16 protein-coding genes are annotated in these 23,662 nt (G+C 62.6%); 8 read left to right on the top strand and 8 right to left on the bottom strand.

Annotated elements, in window-relative coordinates; genetic code table 11:
* Window positions 1-410: 410 nt before the first annotated feature.
* The 4 genes from EV688_RS01535 to EV688_RS17830 all read left to right on the top strand — a co-directional run bounded on the left by EV688_RS01535 (window position 411) and on the right by EV688_RS17830 (window position 3,415).
* Window positions 411-1,994, top strand: coding sequence for a long-chain-fatty-acid--CoA ligase (locus EV688_RS01535; RefSeq protein ID WP_117316658.1), 1,584 nt, complete (start codon window positions 411-413; stop codon window positions 1,992-1,994).
* A 113-nt stretch (window positions 1,995-2,107) separates the two neighbouring features.
* Window positions 2,108-2,728, top strand: coding sequence for a class I SAM-dependent methyltransferase (locus EV688_RS01540; protein ID WP_117316660.1), 621 nt, complete (start codon window positions 2,108-2,110; stop codon window positions 2,726-2,728).
* 91 nt (window positions 2,729-2,819) lie between these two features.
* Window positions 2,820-3,239 (top strand): nucleotidyltransferase domain-containing protein, encoded by a 420-nt coding sequence (locus EV688_RS01545; RefSeq protein ID WP_117316662.1) that lies wholly within the window; start codon window positions 2,820-2,822, stop codon window positions 3,237-3,239.
* Window positions 3,240-3,280: 41 nt separating this feature from the next.
* Window positions 3,281-3,415 carry a ribonuclease HepT family protein gene (locus EV688_RS17830; RefSeq protein WP_420867054.1) on the top strand — a complete coding sequence of 45 codons (135 nt, stop codon included), beginning with the start codon at window positions 3,281-3,283 and terminating at the stop codon, window positions 3,413-3,415.
* Between the two features lie 5 nt (window positions 3,416-3,420).
* On the opposite strand, the gene EV688_RS01555 is transcribed toward EV688_RS17830, so the two are convergent.
* The 4 genes from EV688_RS01555 to EV688_RS01570 all read right to left on the bottom strand — a co-directional run bounded on the left by EV688_RS01555 (window position 3,421) and on the right by EV688_RS01570 (window position 8,677).
* Window positions 3,421-5,100 carry a 5-guanidino-2-oxopentanoate decarboxylase gene (locus EV688_RS01555; RefSeq protein WP_240624297.1) on the bottom strand — a complete coding sequence of 560 codons (1,680 nt, stop codon included), beginning with the start codon at window positions 5,098-5,100 and terminating at the stop codon, window positions 3,421-3,423.
* Between the two features lie 102 nt (window positions 5,101-5,202).
* A complete protein-coding gene (locus tag EV688_RS01560; protein ID WP_117316668.1) occupies window positions 5,203-6,558 on the bottom strand; it encodes a YjiH family protein in 1,356 nt (451 codons plus the stop codon).
* Between the two features lie 56 nt (window positions 6,559-6,614).
* Window positions 6,615-7,565 carry an agmatinase gene (gene speB / locus EV688_RS01565; protein WP_117316670.1) on the bottom strand — a complete coding sequence of 317 codons (951 nt, stop codon included), beginning with the start codon at window positions 7,563-7,565 and terminating at the stop codon, window positions 6,615-6,617.
* On the bottom strand, window positions 7,562-8,677 hold the full coding sequence (locus EV688_RS01570) for a DUF2891 domain-containing protein (protein ID WP_205686578.1): 1,116 nt from the start codon (window positions 8,675-8,677) through the stop codon (window positions 7,562-7,564). The genes speB and EV688_RS01570 overlap by 4 nt, the downstream gene beginning before the upstream one ends.
* A gap of 344 nt (window positions 8,678-9,021) precedes the next feature.
* Between EV688_RS01570 and EV688_RS01575 the strand changes: the two genes are divergently transcribed.
* The 3 genes from EV688_RS01575 to EV688_RS01585 all read left to right on the top strand — a co-directional run bounded on the left by EV688_RS01575 (window position 9,022) and on the right by EV688_RS01585 (window position 14,745).
* Window positions 9,022-9,612: a hypothetical protein gene (locus EV688_RS01575; RefSeq protein WP_131917525.1), complete on the top strand. Its 591-nt coding sequence runs from the start codon at window positions 9,022-9,024 to the stop codon at window positions 9,610-9,612.
* A 230-nt stretch (window positions 9,613-9,842) separates the two neighbouring features.
* A complete protein-coding gene (locus EV688_RS01580; RefSeq protein ID WP_240624298.1) occupies window positions 9,843-12,722 on the top strand; it encodes a TonB-dependent receptor domain-containing protein in 2,880 nt (959 codons plus the stop codon).
* A 190-nt stretch (window positions 12,723-12,912) separates the two neighbouring features.
* Window positions 12,913-14,745: a tetratricopeptide repeat protein gene (locus EV688_RS01585; protein ID WP_117316676.1), complete on the top strand. Its 1,833-nt coding sequence runs from the start codon at window positions 12,913-12,915 to the stop codon at window positions 14,743-14,745.
* A gap of 82 nt (window positions 14,746-14,827) precedes the next feature.
* Here the strand turns inward: EV688_RS01585 and EV688_RS01590 are convergent, their stop codons facing one another.
* The 4 genes from EV688_RS01590 to EV688_RS01605 are packed head-to-tail and all read right to left on the bottom strand — an operon-like array spanning window position 14,828 to window position 22,025.
* Window positions 14,828-15,994 carry an aspartyl/asparaginyl beta-hydroxylase domain-containing protein gene (locus EV688_RS01590; RefSeq protein WP_117316678.1) on the bottom strand — a complete coding sequence of 389 codons (1,167 nt, stop codon included), beginning with the start codon at window positions 15,992-15,994 and terminating at the stop codon, window positions 14,828-14,830.
* A 1-nt stretch (window position 15,995) separates the two neighbouring features.
* The gene (locus EV688_RS01595; protein WP_240624299.1) at window positions 15,996-17,378 is read right to left on the bottom strand and encodes a hypothetical protein; all 1,383 of its coding nucleotides are present in this window, start codon (window positions 17,376-17,378) and stop codon (window positions 15,996-15,998) included.
* A gap of 10 nt (window positions 17,379-17,388) precedes the next feature.
* Complete coding sequence (locus EV688_RS01600; protein ID WP_117316680.1) at window positions 17,389-20,646, bottom strand: VPS10 domain-containing protein; 3,258 nt, start codon at window positions 20,644-20,646, stop codon at window positions 17,389-17,391.
* Window positions 20,643-22,025, bottom strand: a complete 1,383-nt coding sequence (locus tag EV688_RS01605; RefSeq protein ID WP_117316681.1) for an amidohydrolase family protein — start codon at window positions 22,023-22,025, stop codon at window positions 20,643-20,645. Before EV688_RS01605 ends, EV688_RS01600 begins: the two co-directional genes overlap by 4 nt.
* 167 nt (window positions 22,026-22,192) lie before the next feature.
* Between EV688_RS01605 and EV688_RS01610 the strand changes: the two genes are divergently transcribed.
* Entirely contained in the window at window positions 22,193-23,599 is a 1,407-nt protein-coding gene (locus tag EV688_RS01610) for a M20/M25/M40 family metallo-hydrolase (RefSeq protein ID WP_243650295.1), read from the top strand.
* The last annotated feature ends 63 nt before the right edge of the window (window positions 23,600-23,662 follow it).

Consider the following 23,662-nt stretch of genomic DNA (forward strand, 5'->3'; position numbering starts at 1 on the left):
TGAAAAACTAGCGTTTACTTTCAGGGTTGGCGTCCGCAAGCCGATCTCCGTGCAGAAAAATCATCAAAAAGGCGAGCGAAGCACAGGTCAAAGGTAGTAATACTTACTGATACCTGAGAGATTTTACATGCGTCATTCCAGCCAGCTGTATCCGTTTCATCGTTCCCGTTACTTTTTGCGTCCTCCAATTTCTCAGGTACAGCGACCGTGGCCGCGTCAGCCGGACACTTTGCGCGCGGGCGCCGATTCCGCACCAAAAGCGTGAGCCTCAGCGCACTTTTTTGGCGCACAAGTTCAATTATCGTTTTTCTGGAGTGCTGCTGTAGCTTGACCGACCTGCTGCGATATTATCGGAGCGGATCGTCTGCCGTACCACGGCGTGTTCTTTGCCAAATGAATGAGGAAAAGCCATGTTCTCGCTGACATCGCTGGCGCGGCGAGCCGCGCAGATAAACCCGGACGCCATCGCGGTGACCGCACCGGGACACAGGGTCCACTGGCGGGAATTCCCGGAGCGCATCGCACGTCTCGCGGGCGGCCTGCGCAATCTCGGTGTCAGACCCGATGACAGCGTGGCGATCCTCGCACTGAACAGCGCCCACTACTATGAATTCTACTTCGCCGTGGCCTGGTCGGGTGGCGTATTCGTTCCGGTCAACACACGACTTGCGCCACCTGAGATACTGCACTGGCTGAGCGACAGCGACACACGCGTGGTCTGTGTAGACGCCACATTTCTGCCGGTGCTGCAGGCAATCGCGCCACAGCTTCCGGACCTTGCACACATTGTGCTGATCGGAGACGCGAGCGGCGCGAGCCGAACGCCGGTGGACGGGGAACTGCCCGACTGGGATAGCCTTGCGCAGACCCGCCCCGTGCCCGATGCTGACCGTCGCAACGACGATATCGCCGGCATTTTCTACACCGGCGGCACCACAGGGCGTTCGAAGGGCGTCATGCTGAGCCAGCAGAACCTGGTGGTGAACGCAATGCAAGCCGCACCGATACTGGAACTGCAGCCCGGCGACCGCTGTCTGCACGCCGCGCCCATGTTCCACATCGCCGACTGGTGCATGTGCGTCGGAATGGCCCTAATGGGTGGATCGAACAGTTTCCTGCCGGCGTTCGAGCCCGGCGCCGTGATGCAGCGGATACAGGACGAAGGCATCGAGAAAATGTTGATGGTGCCGACCATGATCAACATGATCGTCAACCATCCGCACATCGGCGACTTCAATCTGAGCTCGCTGAAAGCCATTATGTATGGTGCGTCACCGATGCCAGAAGCGGTAATCCGCCGCGCGCTCGAGGTATTGCCGGGCACCCGCTTTTACCAGGCTTACGGGCAGACCGAGGCCGCACCGATACTGACCATGCTGCGCCCGGAGTACCACACTACCGTAGGCGACGGCCCCTTCGCAGGCCGCCTGAAGAGTGCCGGGCACGCCTTGCCGGGGGTCGAGCTCACTGTACTCGACGCCGATGACCAACCGGTCCCGAACGGTGAAGTCGGCGAGGTCTGCGCGCGTGGGCCGAACGTCATGCTCGGCTACCGCAATCTGCCCGGGCAGACCGCAGACACCCTGGCCGGAGGCTGGCTGCATACCGGTGACGGCGGCCGGCTCGATGACGATGGCTTTCTGTTCATCGTCGACCGGGTCAAGGACATGATCGTCACGGGTGGCGAAAACGTCTACTCGGCAGAGGTCGAGAATGCGATTTTCCAGCACGAGGATGTCGAGCAGTGTGCGGTGATCGGTGTGCCGGACGAGAAATGGGGCGAGCGCGTCCACGCTATTGTCGTGCCAAAGGCCGGTCGCACGCCGGAAGCGGAGGCAATCGTGGCCCACTGCAGGCAGCTGATTGCAGGCTTCAAGTGCCCGCGCAGCGTCGAGCTGCGCTCCGAGCCCCTGCCCCTGTCTGGTGCAGGCAAAATCCTTAAGACCGAGCTTCGAAAGCCGTACTGGGACCAGCAGAAGCGCAACGTGAGCTGACGGGGGTATTCGCCGCTCGCGCGCTGTAGTTTTTGTGGCTTGCGCTTGACGAGCTCTCTGCGCCGTAGCCGCCTGGCGTATACTGCCACCGGCAATCATTCCGGGACACAGCTATGGGCTTTTACGACAAACACCTACTGCCGCACCTTATCGATGCAGCCTGTGGCGCTGGCCCGATTCGTCGGCAGCGAGAGAAAATCGTGCCACGGGCGCGCGGCGTCGTTCTCGAAATCGGTATCGGCACCGGGCGGAATCTGCCGTTCTATGACCCCGCGGCGGTCGAGCGACTGGTGGGGCTCGACCCGTCGGAAGCCTCCTGGGCACTGGCGGGAAAACGCAGCGAGCATCTGTCCTTCCCCGTCGACTTCATCGGCCTGCCAGGCGAGCAGATCCCCCTGGCAGATGCCAGCATCGACTGCATCGTCATGACCTACAGCCTGTGCACCATACCCGATCCGCAAGCGGCGCTGGCGGGCATGGCGCGGGTGCTCAAGCCGGAGGGTGAGCTTCTCTTCTGCGAGCACGGTCTGGCGCCTGACGCCGCGGTCCGGCGTTGGCAGCAGCGCCTCAACCCCCTGTGGAAACGCATCGCAGGCGGCTGCCACCTCGATCGGGACATCCCGGCCCTGCTCGAGGCCTCAGGTTTTCGCCTTCGTGAGCAGGCCTCACTGTATCTGCCCGGAACACCGCGCTTTGCCGGCTTCAACACCTGGGGCTCGGCAGTCTGGGGCTGAGGATATGGCCCGTGAATACACCAGATGTCCGGTTTGGACAGATCAGCTGCGTATCTTTACACTGAAACCATCCACGCGAGAGCAGATCGCCTTGTCCACGCAGAATGCCAACCTGTCTGACGATCCGGCGCCGCTCGAAAGACTCAGTGGCTTCCTGCGGGATCAGCCCGATGTGGAATTCGCGGTGCTGGTTGGCAGCCGTGCTGATGGTAGCGCAATTCCATGCAGCGACTGGGACATCGCGCTTCAATTACAGCGCAAGGAAAACACCTACATGGGCGAACTCGCCCGTATGGAGACATTACGCCATGAGGCCGCGACTCTGCTGGATACCGACCCTGACAGGGTGGACCTGATCAGTGCACCATCAGCGAAGCTTGCCATGCGCGATCTGATCGCCAATCACGGGATCGTTCTGACAGATTCAACCAGCCTACCCTGGCTGCATTTCCTTCAGCGTACCTGGCGTGACCTGGAGGATTATTACTGGGATGACCTCTATGGCAGCTGAGCTGTATAAGCGACGACAGCTTTCCCCAGTGGGCGGCCATTATCGGACTCCGCAACCGCATCGTTCACGAATACATGAACCCGGATATCGACAGGGTGCTGGATCTTGTTGATAAACGGGAGTATCAGATTGTCGTTGATTTCCTTCTCATGTCACCTCAACTGGATACCCCCTGAGTCAATCATCGGCTCCCGGACCATCGATGTAGAGCGCTGATCGAGCCCTGGCGGGCCAGCGATTGCTGCCAGGCCGAGGCGTCAACAACAATCATCAGGGGAGCATCCAACGGCCGACCGGCCAGCGCCTGAGCGAGATCGGCCGGACTGCCAACGCGCGCTGCCGCACAGCCAAAACCTTGCGCTACCGCCAGGAAGTCCGGCGCCAGGATATCCACACCCAGGCGTTCCACGCCACTGGCATCCATGAAGCGACGGATTTCCTCATAGCCCGCGTTGTGCCACAGCAGTATCACGACGGGGAGATGCTCTTCCACCGCCGTTGCCAGTTCCGAGAGCGTGAACATAACGCCACCGTCACCCACCAGCGCCACCACCGGCAGATCGGGCCGGGCGAATGTCGCACCGAGCGCAGCCGGCAGCCCGTAGCCCAGCGTGCCGTAGCCGGTCGAGGCATTGAAATAGCGGCGCGGCGCAGGCTGCGATACCAGATGATTGCCGGCATACACCGGCGCGGTGGAATCGCCCACCAGTATCGCGTCTGGCAGCGCATCATGCAGCACCTCATACAGTGGCACGAAGGACGCAAAGTCAGGATTGTCCGTCAGCGCAAGCTCGGCGAGCGCCCGTGCCGTACGTTCCGCGCCGGCTTTCGACAGCGGCCGGGGGAAGTGCTCCAGGAGTTGCGCGAGACCCTGCTGCGCGTCGCCAACCAGACCCAGCGCCAGTGACTGATTGCGCACCAGCTGCTGGGCGTCCAGATCGATGCGTATCAGTTTGCCGGTAAGCGCAAAGCCGTCATCAAACACCACGTCGTAATCGGTCTCGCCAAGTTCGGTGCCCACGGCAAGGATCACGTCGGCTGCCGCCGCCAGTCTGCGCACGGCGGACAAGGCCGCGTTGGCACCGAGGTCCAGGGGGTGATCGCGCCCCAGAATTCCCTTGGCGTTGATGGTGACCACCACAGGTGCGTCGAGGCGTTCCACCAGCGCGCGCGCCGTATCCTGCGCATCGATGCAGCCACCGCCCAGCAGCACGAGGGGACGTTCCGCCTGACGCAACCAGTCGGCGGCCAGGGCGATACCCTCGGGTGCGGGACTGGGGGGATACAGGCGCGCTGGCTCGACGGAAATCGCGGCCGGCGCCGGTGCGGCAAACAGGTCAATCGGAATCTCGATGTGCACCGGACCCGGACGTTCACCCTGAAACACCGCAAAGGCGCGGGCCAGCAAGGCAGGCAAATTTGCCGCGTCGAGCAGCGTATGACTGAAGCGCGCGACGCCGGCCATCAGCTGTTGTTGGCTTGCCAGTTCGTGCAGTCGTCCCTGGCCGCAGCCCAGCGTATCGCGCCGGTTGACGCTTGAGATCACCAGCATGGGGATGGAGTCGGCCAGTGCCTGGCCCATGGCGGTGGCGATGTTGGTCATCCCGGGCCCGGTAATGATCAGGCACACCCCGGGTTTCCCGGACGCCCGCGCATAGCCATCGGCCATGAAGCCCGCGCCCTGCTCGTGGCGTGGCGTCACGTGGCGGATGCCGCTGCCGGAAAGCCCGCGATAGAGTTCGACGGTGTGCACGCCGGGTATGCCGAACACGAGGTCCACGCCGTAAGTTTCGCGCAGTAGACGAATCAGCAGCCCGGCGCAGGTCATCCCGGAGGTGTCCGGTTGGTGAGTGGTGCTCATTCTTGCTGTCCTCCTGGAAGACCCTGCGTGCTGCGATCTGCTGACGCGCAGACGCCACGTTCCCGCCCCATTTTTCTGGACGCTCTGCTCTTGACTGCCGTATCAACCCACCAACCAGTGTGCCATAACCACGATAATGGGCAGGGTAACAACGGTACGCAGCAGGAAAATTGCCGCCAGTTCCCAGAGCGCGATCGGAATCCTGGACTTCAGAAGCAGCGTGCCGATCTCCGACATGTAGACCAGCTGCGTCAGTGACAGCGAGGCGATTACGAAGCGGGTCAGCTCGCTCTCGATGCCGCTGGCCAGCACCGCCGGCAGGAACATGTCGGCAAAGCCAACCAGCGTCGCCGGCGCAGCGGCGCCAGCCTCGGGCAGCCCCATCCACTCGAGCACCGGCACCATGGGGTAGGAGAGCCAGGTAAACAGCGGCGTGAACTCGGCAAGCATCAGCGCCACTGTGCCGATGGCGACGACCAGCGGCAGCAGACCGAAAAAGATGTCGGCGACATTGAACAGCGCCAGGCGTATGAGCGCACGCGGTCCCGGTGCACCTTCAGCACGCGCAACCGCCATCCCGAGGCTGTAACGGAACAGATGCTGGTCACCGGTGTTTTCTTCCTGGATACGACAACCCACGGGCGCGTAGTAGGTGTCGGGCTTGCGCGACAGCGGCGGCAGACGGGGCACGACAACCGCAGCAATCAGCCCCGCCACAATGACCGTCAGATAGAACGGAACAAACAGGTGGTTGATGCCAATGAAGCTCGCCACAAGGAGCGCAAAGGCGATCGACACGATGGAGAAATTGGTGGCGATGGCCGAGGCCTCGCGGCAGGTGTAGAACCCCTGCTCATACTGCTGGCTGGTGATAAGCACACCCACGGTGCCGGATCCCATCCAGGAGGCGGTGGCGTCAATCGCGCTGCGCCCGGGCAGACCGAAGATCCAGCGGAACGGGGTACGCACCAGGCTGCCGATGAATTCCATGAAGCCGAACTCGACCAGAAATGGCAGCAGGATGGCGGCAAAAAAGAAGAAGGTGAGCAGCACGGGCGCCAGATCATTCAGCATGACGCCGCCGGTGTTCGCCGCGGTTATGAAGCCCGGCCCGACCTGGAACAGAATCATCAGCGCAAACAGCGCGCCGAGGCCGCGCAGGACCACCCAGCGCGGGGCCACATCAAACAGCTCCCTGAGCATCCCTTGGCGCGCCCATCGCGGCTGAGCCAGTTTGACCGTCATCGTGAGCAGGACGGACAGGCACAGGATCACAGTGGCTATCGCCGGCAGGGCACTACCCAGCAGGGCCTGGAGACTCTCGGCCATGATGCCCATGCCGATGTTGATGGTATCGCCCACCCGGTAAGGCACCAGGAACAGCGACACCCCGATCAGCGAGGGAAAGAGGAAGCGGAACAGGCCGCGACGGCTCAGGGACGCAGCGCCATGAGCCATGCGCGAGTCAGGATTCGTGGAGGGCGGTATAAGGGGAATCCGCGGCGCGCGCGACGTCAGTCGCGACGCTCCACGCCCCGCAGCACGCAGAGCATTTCATAGAGCAGCGTCGCACCCATGAGCGCGGTATTGCCGCTGGTATCGTAGGGCGGAGAGACCTCCACCAGGTCGCCGCCGACAATGTTGAGACCGGCGGCGCCGCGCACCACTTCCAGGCCCTGGGTGGAGGTCAGCCCCCCCATCTCCACGGTGCCGGTGCCCGGGGCAAAGGCAGGGTCCAGTCCATCGATATCAAAGGTGATATATACCGGAACATCGCCCATCTGCTCGCGCACCTCGGCCATCAGCGGCTCGAGCGAGCGGTACCAGCATTCCTCCGCCGTCACCACGCGGAAGCCCTGCTGACGGCACCAGTCAAAATCGTCCGGCGAGTACCCCGTGCCGCGCAGGCCAATCTGCACCACCCTGCCCTTTGCCAGCAGCCCCTCTTCCTGGGCGCGACGAAAGGGCGTCCCATGGGCAATAGCCTCACCGAACATGTGCTCGTTGACGTCGGCGTGGGCATCAATGTGAATCAGGCCTACCGGACCGTGCTTCTTCGCGATGGCACGCAGGATTGGCAAAGTGATCACATGGTCGCCGCCCAGGCTGAGGGGAATGCAGTCGTGGCTCAGCACTTCGTCATAGAACGCGCTGATGATGTCCACGGTTTTCGGCAGGTGAAAGGTATTGATCGGTACGTCACCGATGTCCGCCACCTGCAGGCTGTCGAAGGGCGCGGCACGGGTGGCCATGTTATAAGGACGCAGCATGCGCGATTCATCGCGGATCTGGCGGGGTCCCAGTCGCGCGCCGGGACGGTTGGAGGTGGCAATATCCACCGGAACGCCAATAAATGCGGCATCGAGACCCTCTGCAGTGGCCTGAGTGGGCAGCCGCATCATCGTAGCGGGGCCGCCAAAGCGCGGCATGTCGTTGCCGCCGAGTGGCTGGTTGAAGTGGCTCATGGCATCTCCATCGCGGTTTTCAGCGCGTAAAGGGCAAAGCTCGCCAGCCAGTGTGCGCCGGCATACTCGTCAGCGCTGATCTTGTCATAGCTGAAGGCCAGGTGCTCATCGGCAAGGCTGATCAGCGCAGGGCTGTCGAGGGCCCGGCTGATCTCGTACAGACACCAGGCCCGGCTGAAGTTGAGACCATCGAGGTGCGCCAGCTTGCCGTCCGAGCGGTCGGACACCACAGCCGGCTGCAGCCCGGTCAGCGTCCCGGTGAGCAGTTCGGGCAGGAAGCCGTCTGCCCACACAACGTAATCGGCAGGCGGCAGGACCTTGGCCATCAGGGCCGCCTCCTGCAGACAGGGCGAGAGGAAATCAAAGCCGCCAGGCTCCCAGGTCAACGGGCATTGCCTGTCTGCAAGGTAATACTCGCGGGCACGACTGACGATGAGGGCTTCCAGGGTATCGCGCTGGAAGCTGCGAGCGTAGTCCAGCGCGAAAGACAGCGCAAAGGCGGTATTGGGATGCTCACCCACCCGCACCGGATAGGTGAGCTTGGGGAGGAACTCGATCAGCCGGGTTTCCAGCAGGTCGGTGAGCGGCTGCAGGTTGCTTTGCAGCTCGTCGGCGAGCGGGTCGTCCCAGTTGTCGAGCGCCTCGGCAAGCTTGAGCAGCCATACCCAGCCGTAGGTTCTCTCGAAGGTCTTGTTGTGCTCGCGCTCGAAGTACGCCGCCTCCTGCAGGATGTTCTCCCGCGTCAGGCTCCTGGCAAGCTTCTGGCGTACGGCATCACCCTCCGCCAGCTGCGGATAAAGGGTAAGGATCTTGACCAGCGTCCAGTGGCCATGCACGGCGCTGTGCCAGTCGAGACAGCCGTAGAAGGCCGGATGCAGCGTCGAGGGCGTGGCCAGATCCTCCGCGTCGGCCATGGTGTGCCCGGTCTTGTTCGGGTACTCCTGGTCGATGCAGTGAAAGGCAAACTGGTACAGGTACTCCGCCTTGTCGCGGGACAGTGCAGCCATGGGGTCGGGGACCTCGTCGAGATCGTCTGCCCGGGCACCGAGGCAGGTGAGCAGCAGGATCAGGGTGAGTGTCGGAATCCCTGACATGGTAAACGTCTTTCTCATCTTCACCCTCATGCGAGGCACTTCCTGGCGCGCAACTCCTTTTTGCATCGCGCCGATTCCTCTCGTATCCCCATGATGTCTATTCTCCGATGATGTCGAGGCTTATTTATAGTCCTGTGATTCTCTATATTGTCGGCTGAACCCGCCGCACGTCGCGCCGCAGCCGGCACTGCACAGCACGTCGCTTAGTGGCGATCATCGCCTTTCGCAGCGTAACTTACCATCCGCAATGCGCCACCGGGTAACGCTTGTGCGATACCTTCCTGTGCCGCGTCCTGCGTCAGGGCGTCTTTCCCGCCGCGGTTTGCTAGACTCAACGCCGTCACAAAATCTGAGGAGGCTGTATGTCCGAACCTAGCATGATCCCCGTTTATCCATCGTCACCGGCCGGTGCCACATCACGACCAGACGTCACCCATCCCTGCGCCGGCCTCCTACCGCTTTCCCACCCGGGACGGAAACTGGGTCGCCTCACTGCAACGCTGCTGCTGTGTGTGAGCGGCATCGCGTCTTTCCACGCGCCACAGAGCGCAGCGGAGGACTTTCCCGGGCTGGAGCGATTGATGACTGTCGAGCAGTTTCGCAGAACCGGGCTACAGAAACTGTCAGACACTGAACTGGGGGCGTTGAACGAGTGGCTGATCGAATATACCGCCGGTAATGCCCAGATAATGCAGGGCACCAGCGAGGCGGTGCGCGAGGCAGAAAAGAACCTGGAAATAAAGAGTCGAATCAGTGGGGATTTCAACGGCTGGGATGGCGACACCATCTTCCGCCTGGAAAACGGACAGATCTGGCAACAGCGTCTCGCGGGTCGCTATCCCTACCGCGGGCCTGAAAACCCCGAGATACGTATCAGCAAGAATTTTCTCGGTTTCTACAAGATGACCGTGCTCGAGTCTGGCAAGAGCGTTGGCGTGAAACGCCTTCGCTAGCGGTATACGCGGCGAGGGTATGGAGACATCTTCCGCCGCAGCCATCGCGCTCAACGTTTTGTAGAAATGACAACAATGTGAATATTTCACAATCAAAAGCTGCGCAACGTGTGCTATACAGCACACATGCCGAGGATAGTCCGCTTCGGGGAAAGCGCGGACACGTCAGCAGCATCACGACAATCGGATAAAAATCCAACACAACGTTCACTTGATAGGGGTACAACTTTATGTTGCACAAGAAACGTCTGTCCATGGCGGTCAGCGCCGCGATTGGCACTGCCTTCGCGATGGGAATGACTCCGGTCAACGCCCAGGAAGAAGCGATGGTCGAAGAAGTGGTCGTTACCGGTTCGCGCATTCAGCGCGCCAACCTGGTGTCGTCCAGCCCGGTCACACAGCTCGACAACGAGCAGCTCCGGTTCACTGGCCTGAATCGCGTCGAGGACGCACTGGCAGCAATCCCGGGTATTTCTTTGGACCAGTCCTCCGGACAGGCCATTGAGTCCATCGGTACAGCGACCATGCAGTTGCGCAACCTGGGTACGACGCGAACGCTGGTTCTGATGAATGGTCGACGACTGCCGGCAAACTCGCCGCAGAGCCCCTCAGCCGCTGCGGACATCAACCTGATACCGGGCAACCTGATTCAACGGGTTGAAGTCCTCACCGGCGGTGCATCGTCCACCTACGGTGCAGACGCGGTTGCGGGCGTTGTGAACTTCGTGATGCAGGACGATTTCCAGGGCGTTGAGCTGGATTACCAGTACTCCGGCCTGCGCCACAACAACGACGGTAACCTCATCGCCGACGCCGCCGAGCAGGCGGGGCAGCCCTTCGCCACAGGAACCACCTTTGACGGCGAAACCACGAACGTCAGCCTCATCATTGGTGGCAACTTCGACAATGATCGCGGCAACGTCACGGCCTTCGGTTCCTATCGTGAGATTGCCGGCGTCACCCAGATCAATCGCGATTACTCAGCATGCCCGGTGCGCGACTCGCTCACCTGCCTCGGCTCTGCCACGAACGAGTCCGGCAGCATCATTGCCACCGATCCGGACTCAGCCGGAGGTAATTTTCGCGTCGAGGGCAATCAACTGCTCCCCGGGTTTGGGCCTGGCTTCAATTTTGCCGCACCATCTTTTCTGCAACGTCCGGATGAGCGCGTCGTGCTGGGTACCTTTGCCCATTACGACCTGAACGAGCACGTCGAGGCTTACACCGAGCTCATGTTCATGGACACCAAGTCCACGACCCAGTTTGGCCCGTCAGGCTTCTTTTTCAACCCGACTGAAGTCAACTGTGACAACCCGTTCATGTCAGATCAGCAGCGTGACGTTCTTGGCTGCCAGGGCCCCGATGACGTGGTAGACTTGGTGATCGGACGCCGTAATGCGGAGGGTGGACCACGTTTTGGCAACTTCCGTCACTCAACCTATCGCGGAGTTTTTGGTATCCGCGGTGATCTCAGTGATGCCTGGCGTTACGACGTGTCCTACCAGTATGCCGAAGTGGATATGAACAACCGTAATGGCAACTACTTTGACATTGATCGTTTCCCCCAGGCCATCAAAGTTGTTGAGGGTCCTGACGGAACACCGGTCTGTGCACCCGGCGCTGATGATGGGTGCGTGCCCTACAACCTGTGGAACACCGGTGGCGTAACAAGGGAGCAGACAGATTTCCTGGAACAGCGCTTCTTCGAGTGGGGCACCACCTCACAGGAAGTGTTCATGGCCTTCGCACAGGGCTCCCTTGGCGAATACGGCATTACCTCTCCATTCGCTGAGAGCGGTGTAGAGCTTGTCGTTGGCTACGAGTTTCGCGAAGAGACCCTGAAGTTCGACGGTTCGGACAACGTCAAGCGTCAGGGAACCATCGTCGAAACTGCCGGACGTTACGACGTCAATGAATTCTACTTCGAGGCCAACATTCCGGTCATAGAGGACGTCAATTTCATCCAGTCACTGTCTCTCGATGTCGGTTATCGCTACTCGGAGTATTCCTTCGGCCCGACGACAGATACCTACAAGTTCGCCGGCAGCTGGGCCATTGACGACAACCTCAAGCTTCGCGGCAGCGTTCAGCGCGCCGTGCGCGCGCCCAACGTGGTCGATCTGTTCCGGCCTGAGGTCGGCTCTCTCTACGCCATGGACCGGGATCCCTGCGAGAAGTCCAACCCCGGTGATGCATTGTCACGATCCGGGTATTCCTTCGAACAGTGTGCACGCTCGGGAGTCACCCAGGCGATCTGGGATCAGGGCGGTCCGCAATCGAACCCCGCCTCGCAGTACAACAGCGTTGTCGGTGGATCGACTGAGCTGCAGCCGGAAGAAGCCGATACATTGACCGCAGGTTTCATTTTTACGCCATCCTTCGCGCAGGGCCTCACCCTCAGCGTAGACTGGTACGACATTGAGATCGAAAAGGCCATTCAGGGTGTTCAGCCGGAGACGACGCTTCTGCAGTGTATCGAAACCGGTAACCCACTTTTCTGCGACGCGGTCAATCGAGGCCTCAACGATTCCCTGTGGCTGGGACAATCATTGCTGGAGCCGAATTCGGGAGGCAGCGCGGTAGATGAGCGCAGCACGAATATCGGCTTCTTGGCAACGTCTGGTGTCGATGTCGAGATCACCTATAACTTCGATATCGGTAACCTGGGTACTATCAACATTGCCAATATCGCGGGCTTTGTCCTTAGCTTTGAGCAGGAAGAGTTCCCGGGCGCGGGGGTTATCGACTGCGAGGGCACGTATGGTGGTCCCTGTGGATTCCCCATTCCGGAACTGAAGAACCGTATGCAGGTGACGTGGGCAACGCCCTGGAATGTCACGGGCAGCCTGATCTGGCGTCATGTATCGGGCAGTGACCAGGAGTTCACCGACGTTCCGAATGATCTGGACGACATGAACTATCTGGATCTGGCAGCCACGTGGGAAGTCAGGGACTGGGCGTCAGTTCGTGTAGGTGTGAACAACGTGTTCGATGAAGAGCCGCCCTTTGTCTATCAGGGCGTCACCGCCCGCGAGAACGGTAATACCTTCCCGGGTATTTACGACCCGCTTGGGCAATACCTGTTCGCAGGCTTTACCCTGAGGTACTGATTACTGTCCACACGTCAGTAGCAGTGTTGTAAAGGGCCGGCTTTGCCGGCCCTTTTTTTTTGCGGGATCCATCGACTCACCCGGCCAATGCACTCCTGATAGTTCCCTCCTCCAAAGCCTTGTTACGCTCTCGGTAATCCTGCATTGGCTTGTTACACTAGTCGCTCTATCGACAGGTACTGAGGCTTCTGTGAACCCGTCAGCACAACTGCTCTCCCAGGCAGCGACACTGCTGCAGCAGAAACACTTCGATGACTGCATCCGCCTGTGTCGACAGTGTCTTTCCCGGGCGCCGTCGATGACCGACTTCCAGCATCTACTCGCCCTGGCGCAGCAGCGCAGCAACCGCAGTTCGGATGCCGAAAAGACCTTTCGCCAGCTGGTTGCGCGCGAGCCCAAGCGGGCGGATTATCTGCTCAGCTATGGCGCCTTCCTGCGCGGGCAGGGGCACATGGCCCAGGCCGAGAGACGCCTGCGCAAGGCCTGCAAGCTGGCGCCGGAGTTTCATCAGGCCTGGCACGCGCTGGGCCTGCTGCTGTTTGCGACCGACAGACCGGGTGAGGCTTTCACTTGTGCGCAGCGGGTGACCACACTCGCCGCAGATTTTGCGCCCGGCTGGGAGCTCGCCGCCGCGGCGGCGCAGAAGCACGGCAGTATCGAGGAAGCCCTTCAGGCCTGCCGGGAGGGGCTGCAGCATCTCCCAGCGGCACCGCGTCTGCACTACTCACTGGCGCAGCTGCTGCGTGAGCGCTGCGAGTTTGACGCCGCGGCTGCCGCCTATGCCGCGTCCCGCGACTGCGGGCTCGACAGCCCGGACCTGTACCAGAATCACGCCGATGCGCTGCTCGATGGCGGACACCCGGAGGATGCGCTGGCGGTCGCAGAAAGCGGCGTGCAGCGCTTTGCGCAGCACGCGCTGCTGCAGCGCACAGCGACACGTCTGCATATCGAGGTGGGGGCGCCGGGCGACCCCCTGGCCAGACTGCGCGCAGCAACGCAGGGCAATCCCCAGAACCCGGAGCTCTGGCAGGCGCTGGTCGAACTGCAGAAGCGCATGGGACACACCGATGAAGCCGCGGCAACCCTGCGCGACGCCGCTGTCCGCGGCTGCCCCGGAACGCCGGGTATCGGAATATTGATGGCGCAGGATGCGGCGCTGCGCGGTGATTCCGCATCCGCAGAACAGCAGTTTGAACAGCTGCTTGAGCGCTACCCTGAAAGTGCGGCGACGCATATCAACTTCGCCATGCACCTCCTGGCCCGCGAGCAGCCGGATCGCGCTGCTGCGTTGTGCGATGCCGTCCTGCGTCACGAGCCTTTCAACCAGCTGGCTCTGGCCTACCTCACGACAGCGCTGCAGCTGCAGGGGGATGCGCGCGAGCACTGGCTCTGCGATTACGAGAAAATGGTCGTGGCCGTGCCCATCCCGGTGCCAGAGCCGTTTTCAAGCCGCGAGGCCTTTTTTGCCGCGCTGACCGAGGTGCTGGAAGAACAGCACCATGCCCGCTCGCACCCGATCGAACAGAGCGTGCGCGGTGGCACGCAGACCAACGGCTTCCTGTTTCGCCTGCCGCATCCCCTCTTGCGGGTGCTCGAGCAGCAGATTCGCAAGGCGGTGGCCAGCGCGATGGCAGAATTTCGGCGCGATGAGCAACATCCTTTCTGGGGCCGTCCACAACAGACGGCGAGTGCTGCCGACCTGCGCTTTGCCGGCGCCTGGTCGGTGCGACTGCGCGATCAGGGCTATCACACCAACCATATCCACCCCGAAGGCTGGATCAGTTCAGCGCTGTATATCAGCCTTCCGGAGGTTGTCACGACGGGGTCGGGGACTGAGGGCCATATTCAGTTTGGCGCACCGCTCGGGGAACTCGGCCTGAACCTGCCGCCGCGGCGAACGGTCCGGCCCGAGGTGGGGACGCTTGTCCTGTTCCCCTCCTATATGTGGCACGGCACCGTGCCCTTTCAATCGGAGCAGTCGCGGATAACCGTGGCGTTTGACCTGCTGCCGCCGGGGGCATAAGTCGGGACTTCACAGTTTTCCCGCGGCCGCCGCTCTGTCTAGTGGGCCACGCGGCAGCAGGAGTGGCTATAGCAGGCAAGCCTCAGCCCTGCAGCCAGTCCCGGTGTGTCACCAGCAGCGCGGAAATCAGCTCGCGTTCGGCGGCGCTGAGCAGTGGATTCCAGATATCGAAAATCAGGATCACCCGGGTCTCGTCGGCATCGTTCCAGGCTTCATGCTCGATGGTGTCGTCAAACACCCAGGCCTCACCGAGACGCCACTCCCGCTGCTGGTTGCCAACGCGGAAGCGCGCGGGACCCGGGAGCACCAGCGGCAGGTGCACCAGCAGGCGGGCATTGGTCGAGCCCGTGTGCGGCGGGATGTGCGTGTGCGGCGCCAGCGCGGAAAACAGCGCCGTCGGGGCAAAGCCGGGCTGGTCTGCCAGCGGGAGCTGCTCCAGCAAGGCCGCGGTTTTCGGGCAGCGCGCCATGGACTCGCTCTGTGCTTCACCGTCTTTCCACAGCCACAGGGAACTCCACTCGCGGGCGTGATTCAGCGCCTTGAACTGGTTCTCCGGCGTGCCGGGCGCGTACTGCACGTAGGGTTCAAAACCCGGAAGACCCGCCTTCAGCAGGCTGTCGAGTTCACCGCGAATGGTGTCGGTGGCCGCCTCCAGCGTTTCCAGCCAGGGGAAGTGGCTGCGCTCAAAGAAAGGGATCGCCGGCAGCTGCGGCACATGCAGCTGCACCGGCTCGGCGTTGTAGACCTTCTTCGTGCCGGCCACAATATCCAGGCATTCCTCAAAGCGGCCCAGCGACTCGCCCTCGTGAGATTCCATTACCGGGCCCAGGGCATCGCGAAAATGCGCCGCCATCGCCTCCGACTGCTGGGCAATCACCGCCCTCGCCTGCTGCATTGGCGCGGCCAGACCGGCGGGCAGCTTGGCGTCCGGCGGGGCAATGCGCAGCGCGTTGCGGTAGACCTCGGCGGCCTGGCGCAGGTGGCCTATCTGCTCCAGGATGGATCCCTTGGACAACAGCGCCATGAAGGTATAGGGATCGATCGCCAGCACCGCATTGAGGGACTCAATGGCCGCCGGGTAGTTGCCCAGCGCGCGCTGGGCAATGGCGACATTCATGTGCAGGTCGACGCTCTCGCCGTGCACCGGCATCGCCGCCTGCAGCAACTCCAGCGCGGAACGGGCATCACCGCGACGCACCCGCGACTGCGCCTCCTGAAGCGTGGTCTTCAGGCTGTTCTGTTCGTTCATCCTAGTACCTGACCTGGTAGGTGCGCTGCAAATCCTTCGCAGCGACGACCTTGCCATTTTTCAGGCTCGGACGAAAGCGCACGTTGCGCAGGTAATGGTAGGCGCGGGTCAGCGTCAACTGAACCTGCTCGTCCGTGGTCTCGGTGAGAATCTGGATATCCCTGGCCTCACCGTGTCGTGTTACCCGGAAGCCCATCTGCACCTGTGCGTTGTTTTGTGCTTCCAGCGGCACCGCCCCCGGGTTGAAGACCCTGCTGCGCGGCAGCTCCAGCGGCGCGGCGAATTCACGCTGCAGCCAGTCCGCTCCCCCCTCTTCGCCGGCCATGATGTCCCAGGCCTCCTCGTACAGGCGAATCGCTTTCGCATAGCGTCGGTGCCACTGGTACCAGTCCGCCCGGGCGATGCGTGCGTTCGCGAGTTCCTGTGCCGAGCTGTCGGGGTTGGCCTGCAGCACCGCCTCAGCGCGCTCAAGCGCCTCCCGACCGTAGCGAAAGTTATAGTCGCGCATTCGCCAGAAGCGCAGCTGTGCCTGATTCGCAAGGCTGGCGTCCATGGCCGGTCCGCCCGTGATGCGCACGCCGGATTGCTGTTCACCGGGATAGACCGAAACCAGGTAGCACAGATCGATATGGCCCTGCAGATAGGGCAGCAGTGCCCGGCTGTACTCACCCTCGCTGGCTTCTATATTCTCGATCGCGTTCTCATAGAGGTCGTTGAGACCCACCAGGCGTGGATAGCGCAACCGGTCCATGTCGCCGAGATAGACACCGCGCATCCAGTCGGCGTAGTGCAGGGTCGCCTCACGCATCCGGGGGCTGGCAGGATTCTGCTCCTGGTATTGCCTGACGCGATACAGGTAGGCCTGCTGCTCGTCGGCGGCGGCAAAATCACCCAGTCGCAGATGGGCTGCGATCAGCTGTTCCAGCATCGCTTCCTGCGCCGGGGTATACAGCCCCCGGTTGATGCGAACGAGATGAACAGCGCGCTGCAGATAATCGACGGCCTCGGTCACGCGGTCCTGCGAAAGGCTTGCATAGCCGAGTTCCGCGACCGGCCGGGACAGCCGCGCAGCCATGGGCCCAGCGAGAGACTCGAGTGTCTCGACCTCGGATTCGAGGGTTTCGATGGATTGCTCCGAATCCCGCACCAGCGGCGGATCGAACCGGAACGGACCGAGTGGATCTTCCTCCCGGTACAGGCTGGCGCCGTAGTGGGTTACCGGGGGTAGCTCCGGCGACAGGGATGAACAGCACTGCGCCCTGCCCGTGTCCGCCGCAGTGACGCTCGCGCACAGTGAGAGCAGCGCTGAAAGGCCCAGCGCCGCCCGAAGGTTGCCGACGTGCGCTACCTCACCTGCCCAGAACACGCTTGCCACTCGCCACACATTGTCGCTCCTAGGGCGTCGCGTCGAGCGGTACCGGCGTCTGCGTCAGCAGCCCCAGCCCACTCTCGGCGAATGTCGCCCGAACCTCTGCGTGCTCACCTGCCAGGTAATCGTTCAAGGCCGAGACTGTCCCGGTGATACGCGCGGCGGCGCGCTCAACAAAGGCTTCCGCCGTCGGGCTTGGGGCATCGTAGGTGGACGTCAGGAAGGCCCGCGCCCGCTGCAGCATGCTCGATGCCCTGTCGTCCCCATAGGGGCGACCCACTGTGCCCTCGGGCTCATGCAGATCGGCCTCAAGCGCGTCCAGCCGTTCACCGGCGGCCTTGGCCTGCTGCTGCAGAGCGTCGTGAGCCGAGGGGTCCTCCGACTGCTCGATCAGGGTTTTCACGGTGGCCAGATCCTGACGGGCACTCAGCACACGCCGGATGGCCTGGTCGAGGGTCGACTGCATGGACTGCAGCTCCAGCTGCATCGCCTGGTTCGCGTTCATCGCCGCCATCGAGACGCGGCTGCGGGGGTCAGCAAGCACGCGCGCCTCCACCGACTGCTCTGTGTCATCGAAGGCTATGGTCAGCTGATAAGTGCCCGGCAGCGCCTCGATGCCCGGCGGGAGATCGTCATCTGGCTTGCTCCCCTTGCCCGGCAGCGGTGGCAGACCGTCCCGCCTGAGATTCCAGACCACCCGATTGATGCCTTGCTGGACGTCGGCGGTAAAGGTGCGGATGACGTCACCGCTGGCATCAGCAACCGTTATGGTAGCCCGCGGTGGCTCGCTACCTGCGGCGGACTCGTCGCCGCTATCGCGACTATCTTCCTCATCCTTCATTGTCGCCCGCAGTGCCGCCTTGCGCGCCTTTTCGCGCTTGGCATCGGGATGCGGCAGATCGTCACCGGATGCCATGAAGGTCAGCACAACGCCGTAGGGTTCGTTGGGGGCGTTGAACTCGCCATTGCCCCAGAAGCGGCCGGCGATGACCGGGTTGCTGTCGTATTGCTGGCCGTCGGTGGCGCCCAGGAGTGCGAATCGACGCTCGAAGTCGCCCGCCGAGAGGCCGCGCAGCGGGCTGACATCATCGAGCACAAAGACGGCACGGCCATGGGTGCCTATCACCAGATCGCTCTCCCGCTCCTGGAACGCCAGGTCCATGACCGAGGACGTGGGCACACCGGCGGTAAAGCGGGTCCAGTCCTCGCCGGCGTTCAGGCTAAGGAACAGGCCGAACTCCGTGCCGGCCCAGAGCAGGTTCCCATCATCAGGATCCTGCAGCACCGACAGTGCGTAGCCAGTGATAGAGTCATCGGCCAGGCTCTCCCAGTGCCGCCCATAGTCCTCAGTGCGGTAGATGTAGGGCGTGAAGTCACCGCGCCGGTGATTGTCGAACACCACAAAGGCGGTGCCCGCATCGTGGGGACTCGGATAGATCATGGGCACCCAGGTATTGTCCGGCACGCCGCCAACGTTCCCCTCGACGCTGGTCCAGGTCTCACCGCCGTCGCGGGTGACATGAAGCCGACCGTCATCGGTACCCACCCAGATCACGCCCTGCTCAACCCTCGAAGGCGCCACGGCGATGATGGTGGTGAAGTTCTCAGCGGCGGTCACATCAAAGGTGATACCCCCGGACGTGCGGAAAGTCTGCCAGTCGGGATTGTCCGTGGTGAGGTCATCGCTGATCACGTCCCAGCTCAGGCCTCGATCGGTCGACTTGTGCAGAAACTGGCTGCCGTAATATATGGTGGATGGCTCGAAGGGATCGATGGCAAACCCCGCAGACCAGTTGAAGCGCAGATCCGTGTCGGGGGTGGGTGGATTGGGCCGGATTGATCGCTGCTCGCCCGTGTTCAGGTTCCAGCGGCTCAGGTTGCCGCCCTGGCTCATCGCGTAGCCGGTATTCGCCATAACCGGGTCGGGCACCGTATCGAAGCCGTCGCCGAAGGCCACCTCCTGCCAGTGCAGGTTGCGGATGCCGCCGACGTCAAAGGTTTCGGCGGGCCCGCGCCAGGAGCCGTTGTCCTGCAGGCCGCCGTAGACGTTGTAAGGGTGCGCGTCATCCACGGCGACATGATAGAACTGGGCCAGGGGCAGGTTCTCGACAAAGCGCCAGGTATCTCCGCCATCCCGGGTGATGGCTATGCCGCCATCGTTGCCGGCAATCATGTGCTCCGGATCGGAGGGGTTGATCCACCAGGCATGGGTGTCAATGTGGATCGAGTGGCCCGGCGCGCAGCAGTCGATAGCGGCGATGTACTCGAAGGTCCTGCCGCCATCAATAGAGCGGCGCACGCGGCTCTCCACGTTGTAGACCGTATCGGGGTCCTGCGGGTCGACGTCCAGCAACGTGTAATAGAAGGGCCGAACCGAGACATTGGCCTCGTCGTTGACGGTCTTCCAGCGGTTGCCGCCGTCGTCGGAACGTATCAGGGCAGAGGTTTCGGCTTCAACCAGGGCATAGACCCGGTTCGGATCGCTGGGCGCGATGGCAAAGACCGAGCGGCCCAGGTCGCCCTCGGGGAGGCCATCCTCGACCGTCAGCGGGGTCCAGCTGTCGCCGCCGTCAATGGAGCGGAACAGTCCGGAGCCAGGCCCTCCACTCTCGAAACGGTAGGGCCAGCGACGGAACTCCCAGAGTGCCGCGAACAGCTTCTTCGGGTTGCGCGGGTCCATCTTGATGTCGGTGGCACCGGTGCGCTCATTGGGCCCGGAGAGAATTTGGGCCCAGGTCTTGCCGCCGTCAGTGGTTCTGAAGACACCGCGGTCGCCGCCGTCGCTCCAAAGGGGCCCCAGCGCGGAGACATAGGCAATATCCGGATCGCTGGGGTGCAGCGCAATCCGGTTGATTCTTTCGGCGCCCTCCAGGCCCACCTTGACCCAGCTGCGCCCGCCGTCGGTGGAGCGATACATGCCGTCGCCGATGGACGCCGAGTTGCGGGTGGCTCCTTCACCGGTACCCACCCAGATAATGTCGGGGTGGTTCTGGTTGATCGCGACCGCGCCGATGGAGTGGACCGGCTGATCATCGAACAACGGCGTCCACGTCAGGCCCCCGTTGTCTGAGCGCCACACGCCGCCGCTGGCAGCGCCGACGACAATGATTTTCGGATCAGTGGCCACCGAGGCCACCGAGGCGATGCGCCCGGACATGCCCGCCGGGCCAATGTTGCGGGCCTTCATGCCCGCAAAGTGATCCGGCGTGACGGCAGCCACCCCGATGGAAACGTGCAACAGCGACGCGCCCAGCAGCGCAGCCAGTGTATGTCTCATGGTCATAGTGCCGCCTCCACCGGCTGTCCATCCTGCTTGTAGATCACGCCGCCCTTCATGACCATATCCACCCGTGACAGCAGGTTGATGTGGCGCAGCACGTCGCCTTTCACCGCAATGATATCGGCATATTTGCCCGCCGACACCGTGCCCCACTTGTCCTCGACGCCCATCATCACGGCGCCCCAGTAGGTCGCGGCACGAATGGTCGTCATCGGGTCCACGTCCATCACGTTCACCCAGACATCCATTTCATTCCAGGTGCTCTGGCAGTGAAACTTCATGGGAATGCCGCTATCGGTGCCGACCAGCATGACCACGCCGGAATCCCGCAGCTGCTGGAACTTGCGCTTGAGCGTCGGCTTGCGCAGCGGCGTGAGCTGGGTGTAGCCGAGCTCGCCGGGATTCTGGATGGAGCCCTTGATATCGGCAATCGTCGAGGCCTCCAGCCCCCGATGCCAGCAGGCGTTGTCGAGCTTTTCCGGGTTATCCACCGTGAACTCGTAGTTCCACAGCCCTTCCACCGTGGGCGTCCAGAACATTGGGCCCCCGGCAACACGCCCGGTGGCGGTGCGCTCCTTGAGCAGCTCGATCACATCCGCGGGATACTCGGGCGCCGTTGTCAGGCCCGTATGCTCGAAGTTGTCGACGCCGATCGCCAGGCCGCGGCGGATCTCATCCGGGCGGTGCGAGTGCGCGACGACCTTGAGACCATGCCTGTGTGCCTCGTCGACCACGGCCTGGGCCTCCTCAAGCGTCATCTTGTCCTGATCGATCAGCTTGATGATATCGACCCCTGCGTCGGCCAGCGTCCTCACCTTGCGCACGCCGTCTGCGACGCCATCCACGCCCCAGCGGTAGAAGTCCGTACCGGGGTAGGGCTCATGCTGGATAAAGGGACCGGAGATGAACAGTCGGGGCCCCGGGATCTCGCCAGACTCGATGCGCCGCTTGACCGAGACAGAAGCCTCCAGCGGCGCGCCCAGATCCCGGGTGGTGGTAACACCCGCCAGCAGCATCTGCACGGCGCTGGCGGGCATGATCTCGCTGGCAAAGCGATCCACGTAGGTGGGGTGCCAGTGCGCGTAGTCGGCGTGACCATTGAGCATCAGGTGCGCGTGGTTCTCCCACAGTCCCGGAAGCACGTCCATGCCCTCGGTGGACACCACCTCGTAGCCCTCGGGAACGGGCAAAGTCTCGACGGTGCCCACCTCCTGGATGATGCCGTCCTCGACAAGAATCACGCTGTTGGCAATCGGGCGGTGGCCGTAGCCATCGATGAGGCGGCCGCCCACCAGTGCGGTACCTGCCTGAGCAAGCAGGCTGGAAAGCGCCAGACTGGCACCGAGAATGACAGCGGAAACGCGCGTCAAGGAATGAACCATCGTTATTGCCCTCTAATATTTGGTTCGCTGAGTATAAACCCGCGTTTCATCGAAACACCACCCGGGTCCGGGAGCGGGTGCTGACACAGGACGCCGGGCTTGTCATGATGTCGCTTCCTGTCCGGCATTGCTGTGATGCCGGATTCGCGACCACTCAGGGGTAACTTATGAATAAGACGCACCAACCCGGTTTCCGCGGCCTCGCTGCCGCAGCTTCCTCAATGCCTGTCCTTCCCTCTGCGGTAAGGATACGGGCTTCGGTCAGGCCACGGACCTTGCTGCTCGCGGGCGCGCTCGCAGCCGTCCTTGGCGGGCCCCTCGGCACAGCGGCCGTATATGCCAGCGATAAGGCTCCAAAGATCAGCCAGGAATACCGCAGCGAGATCGAAGCACTGCAGGCAGACCCGAAAGTTCAGGCCGCCATGGAGCACGTTTACAGCCTCGAGGCGCAGTCGCTGGAAGACCTCGTCGAACTGACAGAGATTCCGGCGCCACCCTTCAATGAGACGGCGCGGGCCGAGCGCTTCGCGGAAATGCTGCGGGAGGCCGGCCTCGAGGATGTGCGAATAGACGAGATCGGCAACGTGATCGGGCGACGCCCCGGCACTGGCAATGACAAGCGCGTCGCCTACGCCGCGCACCTCGACACCGTATTCCCTGAAGGCACCGACGTCACGGTGAAAGTTGAGGGCGACAAGTACATGGCACCTGGCATCGGTGACAATACCCGGGGTCTGGTGACCCTGCTGGAAGTGCTGCGCGCCATGGAGCATGCCGAGGTGGAAACCGATGCCGAGATTCTGTTCATCGGCAATGTCGGCGAGGAAGGCCTTGGTGACCTTCGCGGCGTGAAGCACCTGTTCCGCGACGGCGCTGAAAAGATCGATACCTTCATTGCCGTGGACGGCGGCAACAGTGATCGCATTGTCTACGGCGGCGTGGGCTCGCACCGTTATCGTGTGACCTTCCACGGACCCGGCGGCCACTCCTGGGGCGCCTTTGGCCTGGCCAACCCGCATCACGCGCTCGGCCGCGCCATCGCCCTGTTCGACGAGCGGGCGCCTGAGGTCACCTCCGTCGGCGACAAGACCAGCTACAACGTCGGTCGCATTAGCGGCGGCACGTCGGTGAACTCCATTCCCTTTGAATCCTGGATGGAAATTGACATGCGCTCCGGCAACCAGGACAAGCTGGACGATATCGACGCGGTCATGCAGGCGGCGGTGATGGAGGCCCTGGAGGAAGAAAACGCGGGCAGACTCGATGGCCCGGCGCTCACGGTCGACATCAAGCGGGTCGGCACGCGGCCAGCGGCCATGGGTGACCCGGACTCACCCCTGGTACAGCGCACGATGGCAGCCACCGCCGCGCTCGGCGTGACGCCGTCCCTGCAGATCTCCTCGACGGACTCCAATCTGCCGATCTCCATCGGCGTTCCCGCGGTCACCATCAGCCGCGGCGGCACCTCGGAAGGCGCGCATTCGCTGGATGAGTGGTGGAGAAACGTGGATGCGCACCTCGGCGCGCAGTTGGGTCTGCTGACCGTACTGTCAGAAGCGGGTCTGGCTGAGTAGGTCCGGCCGGGTAGGTCCGGCCGGGTAGGTCTGGCTAGGCCCGGCCCCCCAGGGTGCCGGGCT

The sequence above is a fragment of the Chromatocurvus halotolerans genome (assembly GCF_004340525.1).
Lineage (GTDB): Bacteria > Pseudomonadota > Gammaproteobacteria > Pseudomonadales > Halieaceae > Chromatocurvus > Chromatocurvus halotolerans.

Bases quoted from the DNA above. Each gene is read 5' to 3' on its own strand.
- EV688_RS01535 (WP_117316658.1), top strand. From the start codon at position 411: ATGTTCTCGCTGACATCGCTGGCGCGGCGAGCCGCGCAGATAAACCCG.
- EV688_RS01580 (WP_240624298.1), top strand. From the start codon at position 9,843: ATGTTGCACAAGAAACGTCTGTCCATGGCGGTCAGCGCCGCGATTGGC.
- EV688_RS01610 (WP_243650295.1), top strand. From the start codon at position 22,193: ATGAATAAGACGCACCAACCCGGTTTCCGCGGCCTCGCTGCCGCAGCT.
- speB (WP_117316670.1), bottom strand. From the start codon at position 7,565: ATGAGCCACTTCAACCAGCCACTCGGCGGCAACGACATGCCGCGCTTT.
- EV688_RS01605 (WP_117316681.1), bottom strand. From the start codon at position 22,025: ATGGTTCATTCCTTGACGCGCGTTTCCGCTGTCATTCTCGGTGCCAGT.
- EV688_RS01560 (WP_117316668.1), bottom strand. From the start codon at position 6,558: ATGGCTCATGGCGCTGCGTCCCTGAGCCGTCGCGGCCTGTTCCGCTTC.
- EV688_RS01570 (WP_205686578.1), bottom strand. From the start codon at position 8,677: ATGAGAAAGACGTTTACCATGTCAGGGATTCCGACACTCACCCTGATC.
- EV688_RS01555 (WP_240624297.1), bottom strand. From the start codon at position 5,100: ATGAGCACCACTCACCAACCGGACACCTCCGGGATGACCTGCGCCGGG.
- EV688_RS01600 (WP_117316680.1), bottom strand. From the start codon at position 20,646: ATGACCATGAGACATACACTGGCTGCGCTGCTGGGCGCGTCGCTGTTG.
- EV688_RS01590 (WP_117316678.1), bottom strand. From the start codon at position 15,994: ATGAACGAACAGAACAGCCTGAAGACCACGCTTCAGGAGGCGCAGTCG.
- EV688_RS01575 (WP_131917525.1), top strand. From the start codon at position 9,022: ATGTCCGAACCTAGCATGATCCCCGTTTATCCATCGTCACCGGCCGGT.
- EV688_RS01540 (WP_117316660.1), top strand. From the start codon at position 2,108: ATGGGCTTTTACGACAAACACCTACTGCCGCACCTTATCGATGCAGCC.